The sequence below is a fragment of the Amycolatopsis sp. NBC_00438 genome (assembly GCF_036026695.1).
In the GTDB taxonomy this organism is placed as follows: domain Bacteria; phylum Actinomycetota; class Actinomycetes; order Mycobacteriales; family Pseudonocardiaceae; genus Amycolatopsis.
In genome coordinates this window covers 648,148-668,732 of the sequence record NZ_CP107923.1, presented here as the reverse complement: position 1 = coordinate 668,732, position 20,585 = coordinate 648,148, and the positions used below count along the sequence as shown (strand labels likewise).

The 20,585-nt window shown below is 73.1% G+C and carries 16 protein-coding genes and 1 riboswitch; of the genes, 2 read left to right on the top strand and 14 right to left on the bottom strand.

Features of this window, described 5'->3' with window-relative positions:
• Positions 1 to 2 precede the first annotated feature (2 nt).
• Together OG494_RS03200 and OG494_RS03195 are read right to left on the bottom strand one after the other, a co-directional pair.
• The gene (locus OG494_RS03200; protein ID WP_328451756.1) at positions 3 to 185 is read right to left on the bottom strand and encodes a hypothetical protein; all 183 of its coding nucleotides are present in this window, start codon (positions 183 to 185) and stop codon (positions 3 to 5) included.
• A gap of 49 nt (positions 186 to 234) precedes the next feature.
• Positions 235 to 1,194 (bottom strand): Ppx/GppA phosphatase family protein, encoded by a 960-nt coding sequence (locus tag OG494_RS03195; protein WP_328451755.1) that lies wholly within the window; start codon positions 1,192 to 1,194, stop codon positions 235 to 237.
• A gap of 251 nt (positions 1,195 to 1,445) precedes the next feature.
• On the opposite strand from OG494_RS03195, the gene OG494_RS03190 reads away from it, so the two are divergent.
• The gene (locus OG494_RS03190) at positions 1,446 to 2,057 is read left to right on the top strand and encodes a class F sortase (RefSeq protein ID WP_328451753.1); all 612 of its coding nucleotides are present in this window, start codon (positions 1,446 to 1,448) and stop codon (positions 2,055 to 2,057) included.
• Between the two features lies 1 nt (position 2,058).
• Here the strand turns inward: OG494_RS03190 and OG494_RS03185 are convergent, their stop codons facing one another.
• From OG494_RS03185 to OG494_RS03170, 4 genes are all read right to left on the bottom strand, one after another.
• Positions 2,059 to 3,099 (bottom strand): LLM class F420-dependent oxidoreductase, encoded by a 1,041-nt coding sequence (locus OG494_RS03185; protein WP_328451751.1) that lies wholly within the window; start codon positions 3,097 to 3,099, stop codon positions 2,059 to 2,061.
• A gap of 40 nt (positions 3,100 to 3,139) precedes the next feature.
• Positions 3,140 to 4,069: a YihY/virulence factor BrkB family protein gene (locus OG494_RS03180; RefSeq protein WP_328451749.1), complete on the bottom strand. Its 930-nt coding sequence runs from the start codon at positions 4,067 to 4,069 to the stop codon at positions 3,140 to 3,142.
• Positions 4,070 to 4,280: 211 nt separating this feature from the next.
• Positions 4,281 to 5,492: a fumarylacetoacetase gene (gene fahA / locus OG494_RS03175; protein WP_328451747.1), complete on the bottom strand. Its 1,212-nt coding sequence runs from the start codon at positions 5,490 to 5,492 to the stop codon at positions 4,281 to 4,283.
• Entirely contained in the window at positions 5,489 to 10,477 is a 4,989-nt protein-coding gene (locus OG494_RS03170) for a DUF885 domain-containing protein (RefSeq protein ID WP_328451745.1), read from the bottom strand. The genes fahA and OG494_RS03170 overlap by 4 nt, the downstream gene beginning before the upstream one ends.
• 134 nt (positions 10,478 to 10,611) lie before the next feature.
• Between OG494_RS03170 and OG494_RS03165 the strand changes: the two genes are divergently transcribed.
• Positions 10,612 to 11,706: an AsnC family protein gene (locus OG494_RS03165; protein ID WP_328451744.1), complete on the top strand. Its 1,095-nt coding sequence runs from the start codon at positions 10,612 to 10,614 to the stop codon at positions 11,704 to 11,706.
• Here OG494_RS03165 and OG494_RS03160 read toward each other — a convergent pair.
• The 8 genes from OG494_RS03160 to OG494_RS03125 all read right to left on the bottom strand — a co-directional run bounded on the left by OG494_RS03160 (position 11,703) and on the right by OG494_RS03125 (position 20,444).
• Complete coding sequence (locus OG494_RS03160) at positions 11,703 to 12,632, bottom strand: RluA family pseudouridine synthase (RefSeq protein WP_328451742.1); 930 nt, start codon at positions 12,630 to 12,632, stop codon at positions 11,703 to 11,705. The two genes, OG494_RS03165 and OG494_RS03160, sit on opposite strands and share 4 nt — an antisense overlap.
• Complete coding sequence (gene lspA, locus OG494_RS03155) at positions 12,629 to 13,228, bottom strand: signal peptidase II (RefSeq protein WP_328458860.1); 600 nt, start codon at positions 13,226 to 13,228, stop codon at positions 12,629 to 12,631. The genes OG494_RS03160 and lspA overlap by 4 nt, the downstream gene beginning before the upstream one ends.
• A 77-nt stretch (positions 13,229 to 13,305) precedes the next feature.
• Positions 13,306 to 13,947 carry a hypothetical protein gene (locus OG494_RS03150; RefSeq protein ID WP_328451740.1) on the bottom strand — a complete coding sequence of 214 codons (642 nt, stop codon included), beginning with the start codon at positions 13,945 to 13,947 and terminating at the stop codon, positions 13,306 to 13,308.
• A 16-nt stretch (positions 13,948 to 13,963) separates the two neighbouring features.
• Entirely contained in the window at positions 13,964 to 15,310 is a 1,347-nt protein-coding gene (locus OG494_RS03145; protein ID WP_328451738.1) for an aminotransferase class V-fold PLP-dependent enzyme, read from the bottom strand.
• A 38-nt stretch (positions 15,311 to 15,348) separates the two neighbouring features.
• Positions 15,349 to 15,463: riboswitch (SAM riboswitch) on the bottom strand.
• A 93-nt stretch (positions 15,464 to 15,556) separates the two neighbouring features.
• Complete coding sequence (locus tag OG494_RS03140) at positions 15,557 to 16,210, bottom strand: M23 family metallopeptidase (RefSeq protein WP_328451736.1); 654 nt, start codon at positions 16,208 to 16,210, stop codon at positions 15,557 to 15,559.
• Between the two features lie 270 nt (positions 16,211 to 16,480).
• On the bottom strand, positions 16,481 to 17,959 hold the full coding sequence (locus OG494_RS03135) for a potassium/proton antiporter (protein ID WP_328451734.1): 1,479 nt from the start codon (positions 17,957 to 17,959) through the stop codon (positions 16,481 to 16,483).
• A 97-nt stretch (positions 17,960 to 18,056) separates the two neighbouring features.
• Positions 18,057 to 18,737 (bottom strand): ArsR/SmtB family transcription factor, encoded by a 681-nt coding sequence (locus tag OG494_RS03130; RefSeq protein WP_328451732.1) that lies wholly within the window; start codon positions 18,735 to 18,737, stop codon positions 18,057 to 18,059.
• Positions 18,738 to 18,815: 78 nt separating this feature from the next.
• Positions 18,816 to 20,444, bottom strand: coding sequence for a penicillin-binding transpeptidase domain-containing protein (locus OG494_RS03125; protein WP_328451730.1), 1,629 nt, complete (start codon positions 20,442 to 20,444; stop codon positions 18,816 to 18,818).
• Positions 20,445 to 20,585 lie beyond the last annotated feature (141 nt).

The window sequence follows — 20,585 nt, the reverse complement described above, 5'->3', positions numbered from 1 at the left end:
GCTCACTGCGGGAGGTCGCTCACCGCGTCCCGGCCCGGTGGGTCCGGGATCTCCTCCGTGCCGGCCGGCTTGACGTCGGGGTCCGGGGTGGTGGGCACGTCGTGCGTCAGCTGGCCGGCGGTGGGCAGCTTGGGGAGCTCGTCGTCTTCGTCGTCCTTGCCGTGGGACCGCTGCGTTTGGCTCATGTCTTCCGGAATACCCGGTTTTCCCGGCCACGACCAGGCCGGGACGGATTCAGGCGACCTGGACGCGCCCGCGGCGGCGTCCCTTGGCGGCCTCGTCGCGCAGGGCGAGCAGCAGGCCGTCGCGGGTGGACCAGGGGCAGATCGTCAGCTGGCCGCCGGCGACGCTCAGCAGCGCCTCGGCCACGATCGCGCCCGCCAGGGCCTGGTTGGCGCGGTTGCGGGAGATCCCGGGCAGTTCGGCCCGCTTCGACGTCGGCATCGCGGCCAGCCGCGGGATCCAGGCGCGCAGGTCGTCGAGGCGCAGGTCGCGGGACTTGCCCGGCCGGGCGCCGGCGAGCCGCGCGAGCTGCTGGAGCACCTTCGAGCAGCCGACCGTCCGGTGACCGGCGATGTCCGCGGCCCCGAGCGTGGTGGTGGCCTGGTCCAGCGCGTACGCCCGCAGTGCCCTGACCTGCTTGCCCGAGACCCGCTCGGTCGGCAGCCAGTCGCGGGTCAGGGAGCGCGCGCCCATCGGCAGCGACCGCGCGAACGTCGCCTGCTCGCCGCAGCCCGCCGCGAGCTCCACCGTGCCGCCGCCGATGTCGAGGATCAGCAACGGCCCGGCCTTGGGGCCGTACCAGCGGCGCGCGGCCAGGTAGGCCAGCTCGGCCTCGCGGCGGCCGGAGAGGAACTGCAGCTCGACGCCGGTCTCGCCGGCGACGTGCCGGACGACGTCGGCCGAGTTGGCCGCGTCGCGAATGGACGAGGTCGCCAGCGGGTACACACTGGCGAAGCCGTGGCGGTAGGCGGTGGTCATGCCGGCCGCGACGGCGGCGGTCACCGAGGCGATACCGCGGGCGGTCAGCCGGCCGTGCGAGTCGAGCTCGCGGTCCAGGCGCAGGCGCGTCTGGTGGTTGAGCACCGGCTGGAGCGAGCGACCGGCGACCGGGACCACCACCAGGCGGGCGCTGAACGATCCGACGTCCAGCACGCCCACGGTGGCGTTCCCGGGCTCTTCGATTTTCCGCACAGCTCGGCACACCTCACTTCCGCCTGGTGAATATCCCCAGTCCGACGGGTCGAAACCAGTTATTTTGTCGGATCTCCCCGCCCCGTGCCGGACATTGCCCCGATTCACTGGTCCGAACGTGCTCTTTTGAAGCGCAGATCACAGACGGATAACCCGATCGAGTGAACTCCACCACCACTGGACACGATTCGGTAACGCCACTCAGCCGTTCACGACTCCTGAGACATCGAACAGGTGTGGAGCAGACGAAGGTGAGCGAACGGCCCGAGCGGCGATCCGAGCTCGTGCGGCCGGCCGGCGTCGTGGTCGCCGTGGTGGCCGGGCTGGTCGGCGTCCTCGTCGGCGTCACCTTCGTGCTCACCCCGGACGCCTCGGTGCCCGCCGGCGCCCCGGCCGCGGGACGCCCCGCCGCGGCGGCGGCCGGCGCCCCGCCGGCGCAGCTGTGGATCCCCGAACTCCGCCGGACGCTCGACCACATCGTCGACCTCGGCCGGGTCGGCGGCGGACGCCGTGAGCAGCCCGGCACGGCGGCCGGCGTCGGCTGGTTCGCCGACGGCCCGGCACCCGGCAGCCCGGGGGTCGCGGTGCTGTCCGGGCACTCCGGCTTCGGCTACACGAACGGCGCGTTCGCCGGCCTCGCCACCCTGATGCCCGGCGCGCTGCTCGTGGTGCGCGACGAGACCGGCCACGACACCCGCTTCACCGTCCGCCACACGGCGCTCTTCCCGCCGGCCGAGCCGGACAGCACGCTCGTCGCCCCCGAGGGCACCGGGCCCGAGCTGCGCCTCATCACCAGCGACGGGACGTTCGACAGGGCCGGCGTCGCCAGCGCGCGCGTGGCCGTCTACGCGGTGCCCAGCTGAGTCAGCCGATCAGCTCGCGCAGCTGCGACACCGCCGCCACCCGGCCTTCACGGCCCGGCTGCAGCGGGTTGACGATCACCGTCGTCGCGCCCGCCTCGGCGAACGCGGCCAGCCGCTCCTTCACGTATCCCGCCGGGCCGACCAGGGAGATCGCGCGCAGCAGCTCCAGCGGGACCGCGGCCGCGGCCTCCTCCTTCTTGCCGTCGAGGTAGAGGTCCTGGATCAGCTTCGCCTCGGCTTCGTAGCCGTAGCGGCAGGCGAGGTCGTTGTAGAAGTTCTTGCCCCGCGCGCCCATCCCGCCGACGTACAGCGCCACGACCGGGCGCACGTGGTCCAGCAGCGCCTCGACGTCGTCGCCGATCGCCAGCGCGACGGTGACGTAGGTGTCCAGCTCGCCCAGCGCCGGGTCGCGCTTCGCCTTGCCCTCGGCCAGGGACGCGCCCCAGACGTCGGCGGCCTTTTCCGGGTGGAAGAAGATCGGCTGCCAGCCCTCGGCGATCTCGGCGGTGAGCGCGACGTTCTTCGGCCCGATCGAGGCCAGCAGCACCGGGATGCGCTCGCGCACCGGGTGGTTGATCAGCTTGAGCGGCTTGCCGAGGCCGGAGCCCTGCTCCGGCGGCAGCGGGATCGTGTAGTGCTTGCCCTCGTGGACCACGCGCTCGCGGCGCCACACCTGGCGGCAGACCTCGACGATCTCGCGGGTGCGCCCCAGCGGCGCGTCGTACTTCACGCCGTGGAAGCCCTCGATGACCTGCGGACCGGACGCGCCGAGGCCGAGGATGAACCGCCCGTCGGAGACGAAGTCGAGCCCGGCCGCGGTCATCGCGGTCAGGGTCGGCGTGCGTGTGTAGATCTGGAAGATGCCGGAAGCGAGCTGCACGCGTTCGGTCTTGGCGGCGAGGTAGCCGAGCTGGCTGACCGCGTCGAAGGAGTACGCCTCCGGCACGAAGACGACGTCGAGACCGGCCTTCTCCAGTTCGACGACGTCGGCGACGCTGTCGGCGAAGCCTCCGGAGTAGCTGACCGCGGTCCCGATCTTCATGGACGTCCTCCTGTGGTGAGCAAGCGCTTAGTCGCGCATGTTACCGGCCGGTCAACGTGCGGACCACCAGCTCCGCCGAGGCGCCGGCCCCGAGCGTCGTGCCGGCGTACCGGACGTCGGCGCCGAGCGTGCCGGGCGGCGGGTCGTCCCGGACGGTGATCCACACAGTGACCATCAGCAGCCAGCGCACGATCAGGTAACCGAACAGCAGGACGCCGACCAGGGTGCCGAACGTCGCGACGGCCGGTGAGCGCCCGAGCAGGTGCAGGTAGAGGCCGCCGGCCTGCTGGATCGCGCCGAGCCCGACGGCGGCGGCCCCGGCCGGGCGCAGCGTCGAGCGCAGCGGCAGCGCCCGGCGCGGCAGCCGGGCCAGGCACCAGGCGATGACCAGCCAGTTCGCCGCGAGCCCCAGCAGCAGCGACCCCGCGACGAGCACGACGTGGGCGAACCCGCCGGTCAGGCCGACCAGGTCGAGCAGCCACGCGCCGGCCGCGCCGGTCAGCGAGGCCAGCCCGAAGGAGACGGCCATCGCGAGCCCCACGCCGGCGAGCGCCAGGACGTCGGCGGCGATGCCGCGCAGCAGCGGCCGCGGGGTGCGCTCCTGGCCGAGCATCGCGGTGACGGCGTCGCGGACGTTGCTGATCCAGCTCCAGCCCGAGTAGACCGCGACGGCCAGCGCGAGGATCCCGATCCGCCCGCGTTCGCCGACGACGGTGTGCACGACGGTGGTGACCTGCCCGCCGAGTTCGGGCGGCAGCGAAGCGGCGATGACCCGGTCGAGTTCGGCGAACAGCAGCCGGTCGCCGGCCAGCACGAACCCGGCCACCGACACGGCGACCATGATCAGCGGCACCAGGGCGAGGAGGCTGAAGAAGGTCATCGCGGCGGCGTAGTGGTCACCGTCGCGCTCCCGGTACCGCGCCAGGGTCGCCCCGGCCCGCCGGAACGGCCTGCTCACGACGGCCTTCACCGCTCCACGTTGCACGCGCCGACCCTCTCATCCGCCGGTGTCCTCCGCAGTCCGGACACCCACGCCGGGGGATCGTCACGCCCTGGGCCGAAACCTCCGTGCCCCAGCCCGCGACTCGCGTGCCCCGACCCGGAACTCACGTATCCCGGCCCGCGACTCGCGTGCCCCGACGCGCGACTCGCGTGATCCGGTCACGCGAGTCACGGCGGAGTCAGCCGGGGACCACTGTGCCTCGGACTTCGCCGAAGCCGATGCGGGTGCCGTCCGGGCCGGGGGCCGTTGCCGTGATCGCCACTTCGTCGCCGTCTTCCAGGAAGGTGCGGGTGGTGCCGTCCGGCAGCTCGAACGGTTCGCGGCCGCCCCAGGACAGCTCCAGCAGCGAGCCCCGCTGGTGCGGCTCCGGGCCCGTCACCGTGCCCGAGGCGTACAGGTCGCCGGTGCGCAGGCTCGCGCCGTTGACCGTCAGGTGCGCCAGCTGCTGCGCGGCGGTCCAGTACTGCGTGGCGAACGGCGGGCTCGACACCAGGTGGCCGTTGAGCCGGACCTCCATCGCCAGGTCGAGGCCCCACTTCTCGCTGGTGCGCAGGTACTCGAACGGCTCCGGGTCCTGCGGCGGGCCGGCGACGCGGGCGTGCTCCAGCGCGTCGAGCGGGACGATCCACGGCGACACCGACGTCGCGAACGACTTGGCCAGGAACGGGCCCAGCGGCTGGTACTCCCACGCCTGCAGGTCGCGCGCCGACCAGTCGTTGACCAGGCAGACGCCGAAGACGTGCGCCGCGAAGTCCTCTGTGGACACCGCAGTGCCCAGAGTGGACGGGACGCCGACGACGAAGCCCACCTCCGCCTCGATGTCCAGCCGCTGCGACGGGCCGAACGCCGGCGCGTCGGCGTTGCGCGGCTTGCGCTGCCCGTTCGGGCGGACGACCGGCGTGCCCGACGCGACCACCGTGCCGGCCCGGCCGTGGTAGCCGATCGGCAGGTGCTTCCAGTTCGGCGGCAGCTCGACGGCGTCGGGCCGGAAGATCTTGCCCGCGTTGAGCGCGTGGTGCTCGCTGGAGTAGAAGTCGACGTAGTCCGCGACCTCGATCGCCAGGTGCGTGGTCACCTCGGCCAGCGGCACCAGGTGCGGCCGCAGCCGGCCGGCGTACCGCGGCTCGGTCAGCCACTCCCGGACGCTCTCGCGCACCTCCCGCCACGTCGCCGGCCCGGCGGCCAGCAGCGGGTTCAGCACCCCGGAGGTCAGCAGCGGGGCGAACGACGCCGCCGTCTCCGCGGCCGCCGCGGTCAGGTCCAGCACCTGGTCGCCGACCGGCACCCCGATCCGGCGCTCGGGCGCCCCGCCCACGGAGAACACGCCGTAGGGCAGGTTGTCCAGGCCGAACGGTGTGTCGTCGGCGAGCTCGAGCCAGGTCACGGTCACTCCTCGTCTCGGGCGGAACCCGCGGTCACCCAGTCGGCGACGGCGGTGGCGAGCACCGGCAGCGGGAGCGTCCCGTTGCCGAGCACGACGTCGTGGAACTCGCGGATGTCGAAGGTGGCACCCAGCGCCTGCTCGGCCTCAGCGCGCAGCCGCTGGATCTCCAGCCGCCCGACCATGTACCCGAGCGCCTGGCCCGGGTTCGCGGCGTAGCGGTCGATCTCCGCCTCGATCTCGAGGTGCGCCATCGGCGTGTGCTCGACGAGGTAGTCGACGGCCTGCTGCCGGCTCCAGCCGAGCGCGTGCAGCCCGGTGTCGACGACCAGCCGGCCGGCCCGCATCGAGTCCTGGGTCAGCATGCCCAGCCGCGAGACGTCGTCGGAGTACAGCCCCATCTCGTCCGCCAGCCGCTCGGCGTAGAGGCCCCAGCCCTCGGCGTAGGCGTTGACGTGCGCGATGATCCGCAGCAGCGGCACGTTCTCGAGCTCCTGGGCGAGGCAGAGCTGGAAGTGGTGCCCCGGCACGGCTTCGTGGAACGCGATCGCTTCGCTGGTGAACCGCGGGCGCTTCCCGGCCTCATGCGTGTTGGCGTAGTAGACGCCCGGCCGGGTCCCGTCGAGCGACGGCTCCAGGTAGTACGCGATCGTGCCGCTGGCGGCCTCCGCCTCGGGCACCGGCGCGACCCCGCACTGCTGCGCCGGCACCCGCGAGAACCATTGCGGTGCCACGGCTTCCGCGCGGGTGATGGCCGTGCGGGCGCCTTCGAGCAGCTCCTCGCCGTCCCGCCAGCGCAGAGCGGGGTCGGTCCGGATCCGGTCGAAGATCTCCGCGAGGTCGGTGGTGCCGAACAGTTTCCCGCCCAGTTCGCGGTACTCCCCGGCCAGCTTCCCGATGATCTCCAGGCCCGTGTCGTGCAGCTCCTGCGCCGTGCGCTCGGTCGTCGTCTCCGCGCGGATCAGCGCCGCGTACCGCTCGGCACCGCCGGGCAGCTGGCCGATCCCGGGCGACGTCTCGGGCCGCGCCACCGGCGCGACCTCGTCGGCCAGGAACGCGCGATAACGCTCGTACGCCGGGTGGACGACCTCGGCGAGCAGCCGGTCGCGCTCGGCTTCGAAGCCTTCGAGCGCGTACGACGGCGTCACCTTCAGCGGGTCCTTCTCCGGCGCGCCCAGGTAGCGCTCGACATAGCCGATGCCGATGCGCACCAGGAACTCCGGCGGGACGAACCCCTCGGCCACGGCGGCGCGCTGCCGCACCGTGATCGCGTCGAGGAGGTCGCCGAGCCCCGCCAGCCGGGTCAGGTAACCCCGGACCTTCGGCTCGTCGTCCAGCACCGTCTGCGGCAGGTACATCAGCAGGGACAGGGCGGGCGCGTCGAGCCCGTCGCTGACCGCGATGTCGGCACGGCGGGAGTCGAGCAGGTCGATCTCGGTGTTCGCCTGGGAGATCACGACGTCGCGGGTGATCCGCGCGGCGGCCGGCAACCCGGCCGGATCGAGCGCCTCGGCGCGGGCGGCGATCCCGGCGTACCGGGCGCGGAAGCCGGCCAGGGCCGCGGCGCTGGGGTCCCCGAGCTTGGCGGGGTCGCCGGGCAGGCCGAACACCGACGGGTACAGGGGTTCCCGCTCGAAGTTCACCGCCACCAGCTCGTCGGCGAGGCTGTCCGGGGTGTCGCCGGCGCCCGCCGCCACCCAGTCCGAGACGACCTTGGCGAGCGCGGTCAGCGGCAGCATGCCGTGGCCCAGCACGACTTCGTGGAACCCGCGGATGTCGAACCCCTCGCCCAGCGCCTGCTCGGCTTCCGCCCGCAGCCGCTGGATCTCCAGCCGCCCGACCATGTACCCGAGCGCCTGGCCCGGCCACGCGGTGTACCGGTCGACCTCGGCCTCGATCTCGAGGCGCGCCATCGGCGTGTGCTCGACGAGGTAGTCGATCGCCTGCTGCCGGCTCCAGCCCAGCGCGTGCAGCCCGGTGTCGACGACCAGCCGGCCCGCGCGCATCGAATCCTGGGTCAGCATGCCGAAGCGCGAGACGTCGTCGGAGTACAGCCCCATCTCGTCGGCGAGCCGCTCGGTGTAGAGGCCCCAGCCCTCGGCGTAGGCGTTGAACATGGCGATCCGCCGCAGCAGCGGCACGTTCTCGAGCTCCTGCGCCAGGCTGAGCTGGAAGTGGTGCCCCGGCACGGCTTCGTGGAACGCGATCGCCTCGCTGGTGAACCGCGGGCGCTGGTCCGCCTCGTACGTGTTCGCGTAGTACGTGCCCGGCCGGGAGCCGTCGAGCGACGGCTGCAGGTAGTACGCGATCGTGCCGCTCGCCGCGTCCGCCTCGGGGACCGGCGCGACCTCGCACTTCTCGGCCGGGATGCGCGAGAACCACTGCGGGGCCACGGCTTCCGCCCGCGCGATGGCGTCGCGGGCACCGGCGAGGAGCTCTTCGCCGTCCCGCCAGCGCAGGTCCGGGTCGGTGCGCAGGCGCTCGAAGATCTCCCCGAGATCGGTGGTGCCGAACACCTTCCCGCCGAGTTCGCGGTACTCCCCCGCCAGCTGCCCGATCAGCGCCAGGCCGGTGTCGTGCAGGTCCCGCGCGGTGCGCTCGGTGGTCGTCTCCGCGCGGATCATCGCGGCGTACCGCTCGGCACCGCCCGGCACGTGCCCGATCCCCGGCGCCGTCTCGGGCCGCCCGACCGGCTCGATCTCGGTGCGCAGGAAGTCGCGGTAGCGCGCGTACGCGGGGTGGACGACCTCGGCGAGGAGCCGGTCACGCTCGGCCTCGAAGCCCTCGACCGACGCCGTCGTGGCCACCTTCAGCGGGTCGGTGCCCGGCGAGCCGAGGTAGCGCTCGAGGTACTCGACGCCGACGCGGGCGAGGTGGGCCGGCGGCACCAGGCCGTCGGCGAGGCTTTCGCGCTGCCGCTCGGTCAGTGCCGCGAGGAACGGCTCGATCGCGGCGAGGCGGGTGAGGTAACCGCGGGTCTTCGGCTCGTCGTCCAGCGTGTAGTACGGCAGGAGCATGAGCAGGCCCAGTGCGGGTGCGGTGAACCCGGTGCTGACCGCGAGATCGGTCATCCGCGAGGCGAGCCGATCGGCCTCGACCTCGGCGGCGGCGACCACGACCTCGCGCGTCACGGCTTCCTGCGGCGTCAGCTTCGCGGCCGGGAGGGCCCGGGCGCGCGCGGCGAGCCCGGTGTACGCGGCGCGGAAGCGCTCCTGCGCGGCCCGGGTCTGGTCGGCGAGCCGGTCGTGGTCGCCCGGCAGGCCGAGCACCGACCGCAGCAGCGGGTCGTGCTCGAACGTCAGCTCGACGAGCTCGTCCGCCAGGGCGTCGGCCGTGTCGCCGTGCCCGGCCACCCACTCGTCGACGACGGCGGCGAGCACCGACAGCGGCAGCGCGCCACCCGCGAGCACGACGTCGTGGAACGCGCGGATGTCGAACCGGGCGCCCAGCCGCCGCTCGGCGCCCGCGCGGATGCGCTGGATCTCCAGCCGCCCCACCATGTACGCCAGGGCCTGGCCCGGCCACGCGATGTAGCGGTCGACCTCGGCCTCGATCTCGACCCGCGCCATCGGCGTGTGCTCGACCAGGAAGTCGACGGCCTGCTGCCGGCTCCAGCCCAGCGCGTGCAGGCCGGTGTCGACGACCAGCCGGCCCGCGCGCATCGAGTCGCCGGTGAGCATGCCGAGCCGGGCGACGTCGTCGGAGTAGAGGCCCATCTCCTCGGCGAGCCGCTCGCTGTAGAGACCCCAGCCCTCGGTGTAGGCGGTGAAGTCGCCGATGCGGCGCAGCAGCGGCAGGTCGGTCAGGCCGAGCGCGGTGCTGAGCTGGAAGTGGTGACCGGGCACGGCTTCGTGGAACGCCGTGGACTCGGCCGAGTGCCGGAAGCGTTCGGTGGCCTGGTGGGTGTTGGCGAAGTAGATGCCGGGGCGGGAGCCGTCGGCGGCCGGACGCATGTAGTAGGCCGTGGGCGCGCCGGGCGCGGCCTCCTCCGGGACCGGCTCGACCGTCCACGGCTGCGGCGGGATCCGGCCGAACCACTTCGGCGCCTCGGCGTCGGCCCGGGCGATGGCCGCGCGGGCGGTCTCCAGCAGCTCGTCACCGCTGGTCCAGCGCAGGGTGGGGTCGGTGCGCAGGTGCTCGAAGATCGCGGCGAGGTCGTCGGTGCCGAACACCTCGGCGCCCAGCTCGCGGTACTCGCCGGCGAGCGCGGCGATCACGTCGAGGCCGGTCTGGTGCAGCTCCGCCGGGGTGCGGTCGGTGGTCGTGTGCAGCCGGGCCTGGCGCGCGTACGTCTCTTCGCCGCCGGGCAGCCAGGACAGGCCGGGCCGGTCGTCCGGGCGGCCGTGCGACGCCACCTCGGTGACCAGGAACTCGCGGTACGCGGCGAAGGCCGGGCGGACGACGTCGGCGAGCAGCTCGTCGCGGCGCCGCGCGAACTCGCCGTCCGGCGCGGGCTGGCGGCGCAGCGGGTCGGCGGCCGGGTCGGCGAGGTAGCGGTCCAGGTGCGCGACGGCGCCCTCGACCAGGCGGGCCACCGGGGTGAGGCCCTCGGCGAGGCCCTCGGTGTGGCGCCGCGCGGCCTGGCGCAGGAACTCCGGCACCGCGGCGAGCCGCCCGAGCTGGGCCTCGGCCGCGTCACCCGCGGTCACCGTCGTCATCGGCAGCGCGGTGAGCAGCATGGCCGCCGGGCCGGTGAACATGTCGGTCACGGTGAACTCGGTCATCCGGGAGTCGATCGCCGCGAGCCGGTCTTCCGCCGACGTGATCAGGACCTCACGGGTGACCCGGTCTTCGGCCGACAGCGTGGCCGGGTCCAGCGCGCGGGCGCGCTCGGCGAACTCCGTGAGCTGGGTGCGGTGGGCCCGTTCGGCGGCGGCCGTGACGTCCGGCAGCCCGGGTTCCGCCGGGCGGGTGCCCAGCAGCGCGGGCATCAGCGGATCGGCGGCGTACAGGGCTTCGACGAACTCGTCGGCGAGTTCGGTGACCGCGGTCATGGGCAGGACCCCCAGCGTCGATGGTGTGCTCGTTCGCGACCCTAACGGAGATCACCGACAGGAACGCGCGTTCGTTCGCCGGGGGCGGACGGCCTTCGGCGCGAGCGGTTCGGCGAGGCGGTAGCGTTCACCGAGTGGCTGTGACCGATCCCGTGGATACCCGCCTGCTCGCCGCGCTCGCCGAGCTGGGCAAGGCGGCCGTGCACGAGCTCGCGGCCAAGGTCGGCATGGATCCCCGCGAAGTCGCCTACCGGCTGGTCGCGCTGTCCGGCAGCGGGCTGCCGCTGCTCGTCGGCGTCGAAAGCGACCCGAACGGGCTGCGCGCGGCCATCGCGGGGTCGCCGCCGTCGTGGGCGAAGCCCGGCGTCCCCGGCTCGCCGCAGTTCCCGGCCCAGGCACCGCCGTCACAGCCGGTACCGATGCCACCCCCGAACGTCCAAGGCCCGTACAACGTCCACGGCGCACCGTCCGGACCGTACAACGTCCAAGGCGCGCCATCGGGGCCGTACAACGTCCAAGGCGCGCCGTCCGGACCGTACAACGTCCAAGGCGCGCCATCGGGGCCGTACAACGTCCAAGGCGCGCCGTCCGGACCGTACAACGTCCAAGGCGCGCCATCGGGGCCGTACAACGTCCAGGGCACGCCGTCCGGGCGTTACCCCGGCCCGCCGCCCCGGCCGCCGCAGCAGCAGTTCGCCCCGCCGCCCCCGCCGCGGCCCGACCCCGTGGTGAGCACGTGGGGCGTGCCGCAGACGGCGTCCTGGGCCCGCGGCGACGAGCCCGCGCGCCCGGCCGGCGCCCCCGGCGGCAAGAAGGGCCGGCTCGGCGAGGTGCTGGAGACCCAGGGCCTGGAGGGCGAGCAGCTGACGGTGCAGCTGCTCGAGGTCCAGGACCCGGCGGACTTCCTGTTCGGTGCGGCCGGCTACCGCCTGGAGGAGGGCGAACGCTCGGTCGTCGTGCACACGGAGATCACCAACCGCGGCGCGATCCCGTTCGCCTCGCTGCCGGACAACTACCTCGAACTGCTCACCGCCGACGGCCGGACGATCGGCAAGGCCCCGGTCTCGCTGACCTCCCGGCCGCCGCACAAGATCGGCGTCAAACCGGGCGAAACCCTCGGCGGCCACACGGTGTACGTCCTGCCGGACACGACCCGGGTGGTCTCGGTCCGCTGGAGCCCCCGGCCGGAACCGGACGAGCGCACCCTCATCTGGTCGATCGAGGACTAGTAGCTCTCGTCCTGCAGGATCTTCAGCGCGTTCGCCAGGTCGTCCGGGTACTCCGACTCGAACTGCACCCAGCGGCCGTCCGCCGGGTGGGCGAAGCCGAGCGTCTTCGCGTGCAGCCACTGGCGGTTCAGCCCCAGCTTGCGGGCCAGAACCGGGTCCGCGCCGTAGGTCAGGTCGCCGACACACGGGTGCTTCAACGCCGAGAAGTGGACGCGGATCTGGTGCGTCCGCCCGGTTTCGAGCTTGATGTGCGCCAGCGACGCCGCGCGGAACGCCTCGACGACCTCGTAGTGCGTCACGCTGGGGCGGCCGCCTTGGACCACCGCGAACTTGTAGTCGTGGCGCGGGTGGCGGTCGATCGGGGCGTCGATGGTGCCGCGCGTCGGGTCCGGGTGGCCCTGGACGATCGCGTGGTACCCCTTGTCGACCGTGCGTTCCTTGAACGCGCGCTTCAGCACGGTGTACGCATGCTCGCTCTTGGCCACGACCATCACGCCGGTGGTGCCCGCGTCGAGCCGGTGCACCACGCCCTGGCGCTCGGCCGCGCCGGACGTCGCGATGCGCAGGCCGGCCGCCGCGAGGCCGCCGACCACGGTCGGGCCGGTCCAGCCCGGGCTGGGGTGCACGGCGACGCCGACCGGCTTGGAGATCACCACGATGTCGTCGTCGTCGTGCAGGATCCGCATGCCTTCGACCGGCTCGGCGACGATCTCCACCGGGTTCGCCGGCTCCGGCAGCGTGACCTCCAGCAGGCCACCCGCGGCCAGCCGGTCCGACTTGCCCGCCGGGCGGCCGTCCAGCAGCACGTCGCCGGATTCGGCCAGTTCGGCGACGACCGTGCGGGACAGCCCGAGCATCTTGGCGAGGCCGGCGTCGACCCGCATCCCGTCGAGCCCGTCGGGCACCGGGAGCATCCGCGAGCTCACGCCTGGTCCTCCTGCTTGGTTTCCCCGGCCTGCTCGGCCTTCTTCTTGTCCTTGGTCGACGTGCCGTCGTAGTCCTTGCCCAGCAGGGACAGCAGCACGATCAGGGCGCCGCCGACGCAGATCGCCGAGTCGGCGATGTTGAAGATCGCGAAGCCCTTGCCGTTCGGCGCGAACGCCGAGATGAAGTCGACGACGTGGCCCTGCAGCCCGCCGGGCGCGCGGAAGATCCGGTCGGTGAGGTTGCCCAGCGCGCCGGCCAGCACCAGGCCGAGGCCGATCGCCCAGCCGATCGACCGCAGCCGCCGCGAGATCCAGATGATCGCGATGACGACGGCGAGCGCGACCAGGGCCAGCACCCACGTCATGCCGGTGGCCATCGAGAACGCGGCGCCCGGGTTGCGGATCACCTGCAGGTAGATCAGCCCGCCGAGGATCCGGACCGGCTCCTTGCCCTCCAGGTTGGCGGTGACCAGGTTCTTCGTCACCAGGTCGATCGCCCAGAACACCACCGCGACGGCGAACACCCAGCCCACCCGGCGCTTCGGCAGCAGCGGCTTCGCCGGGGCCTCCGGCGTCTCCTGGACGGGCTCGGGCACCGCCTCGGCGGCGGCGTCGGTGTCGGGTTCTCCAGCGCTGGACTCGGTGCTCACCGCACCATTGTCCACGGCGCTGGTCAGGGCGTGTCGGCGGCGGTGTCCGGGCGGCGGCGCAGCACGGCGGTGAAGGCCGCGGCGAACAGGATCGCCGCGGAGACCAGCACGCCCGCGGCGTCCGCCGAGAGCACCACGGCGACCAGCGCGAACGCCGCCGCGGTGAGCAGGACGAGCCGGCTGCGCTCGCAGGCGGCGAGCGCGAGCAGGCCGAGCGTGGCCAGCAGCGGGCCGCGCAGCCCGTCGCCGAGCCGGAACTGCCAGGACCCGACGAGGTCCAGCAGCGGGACGGCGAGCAGCGCGGCCACCGTGCCGAGGACGAACCGCCCGGTGTGGACAGCCCGCCCGGCCCGGCGCAGGCTCAGCGCGTACCAGAGCGCCGCGCCCAGCAGGACCACGTCGAGGGCGACCAGCCACACCGGTCCTTCGGGCAGGCCGGCGCCCGGTGCGTAGAAGTCGTCCTGGGTGAGCCACTGCGCGCTGTACCGGGGCCTGCCTATCCCGTCGGCGGCGCGCGCGTTCTCCTGGCTCATCGGCAGCGAGAACATGGTCGCGAAGTGGCCTTCGGCCGGGCTGCGCCGCGCCAGCAGCTGCGTCACGACCATGCCGATCTGCGCGAAACCCAGCAAGGCCAACGGAAACCAGAAACGCGGCACTCTCCCCATCGGCCCAGGCTAGCGCTCAGCAGAAGGGCGGCAGCTCCCGAGTGTCGCCGGCGGGCGCCCAGCGGCCGTCCACCTTCGTGTACTCCCAGCGCGCGCCGCGGGCGGCGATCTGGCGCAGGGCCAGCAGCACGCGGTCGACGTGCTCCTCGGTGCTGCCGAGGCCGAGGCTGACCCGCACCGCCTGCTGCCCTTCACCGCCGGTGACGCCGATCAGGCGCCTGGCCGCGATGTGGGCGCAGAAGGCGCCGTCGCGGACGCCGATGCCGTACTCGGCCGAAAGGACCGCCGCGAGCCAGCCCGGGTCGAAGCCGTCGACGACGAAGCTGACCGTGCCGACGCGGTCGACCGGCGCGTCGAACAGCCGCAGTTCGGCGCAGCCCGGGATGCTCTCGAGGCCCTTGCGCAGCCGGGTGAGCAGGGCCTGTTCGTGCGCCTCGACGGCGTCCCAGTTCCGGCTGAGGGTTTCGCAGGCGACGCCGAGCGCGTACACGCCGACCGTGTTGGGGGAACCGGCTTCGTGCCGCTCGGGACCGGAGTTCCAGACGACCGCGTCCTCGGTGACGAGCTTGGTCGCGCCGCCGCCGGCGAGGTACGGCCGGGCGGCGCGCAGCCAGTCGGCGCGGCCGATCAGCGCGCCCGCACCGAAAGGCGCGTACAGCTTGTGGCCGGACACGGCGACGTAGTCGACGTCCAGCTCCTTGATCGAGACCCGGCGGTGCGGCGCGAGCTGGGCGGCGTCGAGCGCGATGCGGGCGCCGTGCTTCCGCGCCACCGCCGCGATTTCCGCGACCGGGAGCAGTTCGCCGGTCACGTTGGACGCGCCGGTGATGACGACGAGCCGGGGCCCCTGCGGGGATTCCGCGAGGGCTTCGTCCACAGCGGACACCGCGGCGAGGCGGGTGCGCGGGGTCGGCAGGCGCCGGACGTTCGGGCCCTGCCACGGCAGCAGCGCGGCGTGGTGCTCGGTGTCGAACACGACCACGGCCGTGCGAGGCGGCAGGCTGCGGGCGAGCAGGTTGAAGGAATCGGTGGTGTTGCGGGTGAACACGACGGTGTCGGTCCGCCGCGCGCCGACGAAGCGGCGCAGGGTGTCGCGGGTGCGCTCGTAGAGCTTGGTCGAGACCTGCGAGGCGAAGCCGGCGCCGCGGTGGACGCTGGCGTACCAGGGCAGGAACTCGTCGACGGCCGAGCGCACGGCGTCGAGGCACGGCGCGCTCGCCGCGTGGTCGAGGTTGGCGTAACCGATGTCCCCGCCGGTGACGAGCGGGACCCGCAGCGAGGCGCCCACGACGGTCGGAAGTGCCTGCGCCGCAACGGTTTCGACGGGCTGGGGGGTGCTGGTGCGATCGATGGCGAGAGTCATCGGTGCCTCCTCGGCGATCCGGGGGACCCCCGGCGAGGGGCCCGCGCTTGCCCGTCGCACGGCGCGACCGGCCCGGTCTTCACCCGGGGCACCCCACCGCGGAAGGAGGGTTGCCGGCCAGCAAGCCGGGGCTTAACGCTGGCACTCATGACCTGAGACAGAAGGTAACCGAAAATCCGCGTGGCGGCCAACCCCCGCCTCACATGTTGAGACGCCGCTCACAAGTCGAGCAGCATCCGAGAAGCGTCAGAGCTTCGCGCGGAAATGGCCCGGAAGCTGCGTCACGGCGTGGTCCGCGAGGTGCGTCGCGGTGCCGGTGTACTGGTCCGCGCCGGCGGTGAAAAGCCAGCCGCCCAACGTCTTCCCGTCGATCGGCTCGCCGTGCGCGGCCGCGACCGTCGTCGACAGCCGGCCGTAGGCGACGCCGTTCCAGTCCGCCGCGGCCGCGTCCGGCAGCGTCCAGAGCGTGAAGTGGACGTGGGCGCCGGTGCTGCTGCCGCCGCACGGCAGGGCGTTGCCCGTCGAGCCGAGCACGTCGCCGGCCGCGACCTGCTCACCGTCGGTGACCTTGATGCCCTCCATGTGGTAGTACCCGGTGCGCCAGCCGCCGGCGTGGTCGATGGTCACCCAGTCGCCGCCCGCGCAGTGCTGCAGGTGGACGGTGCCGGCCAGCGGCGCCCGCACGGTCTTGTCGGCCGGGCTGAGGTCGAGGGCGTTCTCCACGCCGGTGCTGCCGTCGTCGGAGTGGATCCCGGCGGAGTACACCTGCTGGCCGGCCTTGAACGGCAGGGCCAGGGCCGGAAAGGGGCCCACCTCGGCGGCCGCGTCCGGAGCGACGGCGAGCCCGAGCCCCAGGACGGCCGCCACGACCAGACCAGCACCGCGCGCGTGAAGTTTCATCACCCTGCGTACTCCTTCTGCTCAACACTCACCCATTCGAGCTAACGAATGGAGCGGAGAGTAAGCCAAAAGGACGAACGCAGGGAAGCTCCCCGTGGGGTTTATTCACCCTTGCGGAAAAAGATCACCATGTGGGCGCGGAGATCGGACAAGCACCGGACAACGCCGAGATCACGTACCCGGGCCGCCGACACGGACGAAGGCCGTGAGGGGCACCTTCAGGGACTCTGAGTCCCTCAAGGTGGCCTTCACGGCCTTGGGCCCCTGGGGTCAGATGCCCGACTCGCCGCGCCAGCGGGCCAGGCGGCCGGCGCGGTCCACGGCGCGCAGGCGGCGCTCGACGTCGTCGCGGACCGTGGCCGTCGTGACCACCAGGAGCTGGTCACGCTCCTGCAGGCGACTGGTCTTCTGCGGTGTGAAGCCCGCGCCCTCGCGCACGACCAGGCTGACCGTCGCGCCCACCGGGAGCCGCAGCTCGGACAGGTAGACGCCGTGCAGCTTCGAGCCCGGCTGGATGCGGACCTGCAGCAGCTCGGCGCCCAGCTCGTCCAGGGGCGCGGAGTCGACGTCGAGCTCGTACGCCTCGGACTTCTTCGACAGCCCGAGCCAGCGCGCCAGCGGACCGAGGGTCGCGCCCTGGAGCAGCGTCAGCACGATGACCAGCACGAACACCGCGTCGACCAGGCGCTGGGCGCCGGGCAGCCCCTCCGACAGCGGGATCATCGCGAGCACGATCGGCACCGCGCCGCGCAGGCCGGCCCACGACAGGAACGCCTGTTCCCGCCAGGGCAGCCGGAACGGCAGCATCGACAGCACCACCGAGATCGGCCGGGCCAGCAGCAGCACGACGGCGCCCGCGACCAGGCCCGGCACCAGCGTCTCCAGCAGCCGGCTCGGCGACGCGAACAGCCCGAGCAGCACGAACAGGCCGATCTGCGCCAGCCAGCCCAGGCCCTCGGCGAACGACAATGTGTCGGAGCGGTGCGGCAGCCGGGAGTTGCCCAGGACCAGGGCCGCGACGTACGTGGCGAGCAGGCCCGACGCGTGCAGCAGCTGCCCGGACGAATAGGCGACGACGCACACCGCGACCGTGGCCAGCGGGTACAGGCCGGTCGCCGGCAGCGCGGCCTTGCGCAACGCCAGCCCGCCGAGCCAGCCGAACGCCAGCCCGATCGCCAGGCCCGCCGCCAGCTCGTAGACCGCCAGGAACGGCAGCGTCCAGTCCACAGTGGTGCCCTCGGCCAGCACCACGACGGCGATGTAGGCCGGCGCGTCGTTGATGCCGGACTCCAGCTCCAGCGCGCCGACGAGCCGCTTGCCGATCCCGGCCGTGCGCAGCACCGAGAAGACCGCCGCCGCGTCGGTCGACGAGAGCACCGCGCCCCACAGCAGCGCGAGCCGCCAATCCAGGCCCAGCAGCCAGTGCAGGGCCGCGCCGGTGACCGCGATGCTGACCACGACGGCCACTGTGGACAGTACGATTCCGATGCCCAGCGAGGGTTTCACCGCCGACCACCGGGTCGTCAGCCCGCCTTCGGCGAGGATCATGACGAGCGCCGCGAGACCGAGCGACTGGGTCAGGCCGGGGTTGTCGAAGCGGATGCCGAAGCCGGCTTCCCCCAGCACGACGCCGATGCCGAGGTACAGCAGCAGCGAGGGCAGGCCGAGGCGGATCGAGACGCGCACGGCGAGCACGGAGGCGAGCAGGACGACACCGCCGACGCCGAGCAGCACGGGAAGCTGGTCCATGCCGCCTCCCTCCCGAGTGCTGTGGGGCCCTCAGAATAGTGAAGCGGCCGGATTAACTCGTTCGTGTACCACCGGGACGAGTCGGACACCCGGTGTGTTAGGGCCGGAGCACCGCCAGATCGACGCCCAGCGCGGCGAACGGCTTCTCCGCCGCGGGCAGCACCTTCACCGCGCGATGCCCCTCGGCGACGACCCAGCCGGCGTCGACGGCCTTGCCGAGCAACGCCGCGGGCAGGGACCCGGCGAGGTGGTCCCGGCGCTCCGTCCAATCCAGACAGTCGCGCAGCAGCGCCCGCCGCCCGTCGGGCACCGGCACGCCCAGCTCGTCGAAGACCTCCCGGCCGCGCTCGGTCAGCGCCAGCCCGGCGTCCGTGCTGACCAGGCCGGTGGCGAGCATGCCGTCGCGCACCGCGACGCCGACGAGGCCGGCCAGGTGGTCGTAACAGGTGCGCGCGAACCCGAGCCGCCGCACCCGCACCGACGACTTGAGCCCGGTCACCGGCCGGTGCTCGGCGTGCTGGGCCAGGTGCTCGATGAGCTCGGCGACGCGCGGGTCGGCGATCCGGACGTAACTCGCCCGCCCCTGCTTCACACGGGCGACGAACCCGGCGTCGACCAGCCGGGTGACGTGCTCACTCGCCGTCGACAGCGCGATCCCGGCCTCCCTGGCCAGCTCGCCGACCGTCCACGCCCGCCCGTCCAGCAGGACGAGGCACATGGTGGCGCGGCTCGGGTCCGCGAGCACCGCGGCCACCTCGGCCAGCGCGATCGTCTCCATGTCCCCACGGTACGACCCGGATGCTTCGCCCACGGCCGAACCAAGGCGTCACTTTCACTTGAAAGTGACGCCCCGGCGTCAGAGGGACTTGAGGAACTTCGCCGCCAGCTGGACCGCGGGCCCCGAGTCGTTCGAGTTCTCCAGGACGACGGCGAACGCGACGTTCCCGCGGTAGCCGACGAACCAGCCGGTGGCCTGCTGCCCGTCGCCGAACTGGGCGGTGCCGGTCTTGCCGAACACGCTCCCGGCGCCCGCCGCGGCCTTGCCGGTGCCGCTGGTGACCACCGCGCGCATCATCTTGCGCACCTCGCCCAGCACGGACGCGGGCGGCGGCGAGTAGCCCTTGACCACGACGGTGTCGAGGTCGTGCCACAGCTTCGGCGTGATCGCCTTGCCGGAGGCGACCGTCGCGGCCATCATCGCGCCGCCGAGCGCGCTGGCCTGGATCCGGCCCTGGCCGAACCCGTCCTCGACCTGCTCGTCCTTGCTCGCCGCGGGCTCGACCTTGCCGAGCTCGGTCTTGAGGCCCGGGATCTCGTAGTCGGCGTTGAGGCCCAGCTCGTTCGCCGCCTTGACCAGCCCGTCCGCGGGCAGGTTCAGCGAGAGCTGCCCGAACGTGGTGTTGCAGGAGCGCGCGAACGCGGTCTGCAGGTTCGTCGCGCCCAGTTCGAAGCCCTCGTTCTTGACCGTGCGCGTACCGATCGTCGCGACGCCGGGGCAGTCGACCGGCGAGCCCGCGTTGAGGCCGCTCTGCTGGATCGCCGCGACCGACGTGGCGATCTTGAACGACGACCCCGGCTCGTACAGCCCGTTCAGGGCCTTCGGCGAGTCGCCGGCGGCCGCGTTCTGCGCGACGGCCAGGATGTCGCCCGAGCCGGTGTCGAGGGCGACCAGCATCGCGGACCCCGAATAGCCGTCGACCGCGGCCTGCGCGGACTTCTGCGCGCCCAGGCTCAGGCTCGACGTCAGCGGCTTCGCGCCCTCCTCCGACGCCTTCCCGAACAGCGTCTCCAGGTTCTTGCCGCTGGTGTCCGTGCGGACCACCGCGAAACCGCCGCCCGACGCGGCCGTGACCTGGCCGGTGAGCGCGGACCGCAGCAGCGGCGCCGGGTTGCCCTCGGCCGGGTGCACGCCGCCGGCGCCGCTGATCAGGAGCGGTTTGCCGTCGCGGTCGGCGACCGCGGTGCTGTCCTGGACGGCGGTGCTGATCACCAGCCGCTGACCCGCCTCGAGCTTCGGGTGCAGCAGTGTCGGCGCCCAGTGCACGAGCCACTTGCCACCGGCCTGGGCCAGCGTGAACGGCACGTCGTAGGACCAGACCTGGCGCTCTTTCAGCGTCCAGGACACGTGGTAGGTCCCGCTGGTCTGTTTCGCCCCGGCAGGCGTCGGCTGCAGCAGGGTCAGCTTCGCGGCCAGCGCGGACGGGCTCAGCGTGTTCCGCGCGTCGCGCAGGGCCACGGCGGCCGCCGCGTTGTCGTCCGTGAGCCGCGCCGCGGCGTCCGGGTTGTTCTCGGCGAAATCCTGCAGGTACTCGGTGATCGCCGAGTTCGGGTCGAGCGCGCCGGGGCTCTCGACGGCCGTCTCCCCCGATCCCGCGGCCGCTTCGGGTGCGCTCCCGCCGTTCAAGAGGAACAACGCCGCCACCACGACCGCGACCACCCCCAGCGCGCCGCCGATGAGAATGCCGCGTTTTCTGCCAGGACTCATTTCTCGCGTACCCCTCCCCCATGCGCGCCTCCCGCGCGCACAAGGGCTCAGCTTGCCGATTCCCGGCCCTTTCGGGTGGGAAAGCGACCGATTCGTGACCGTCCTCGTGAGTGTTCAGGGCGGTTAGAACCGCCCTGAACA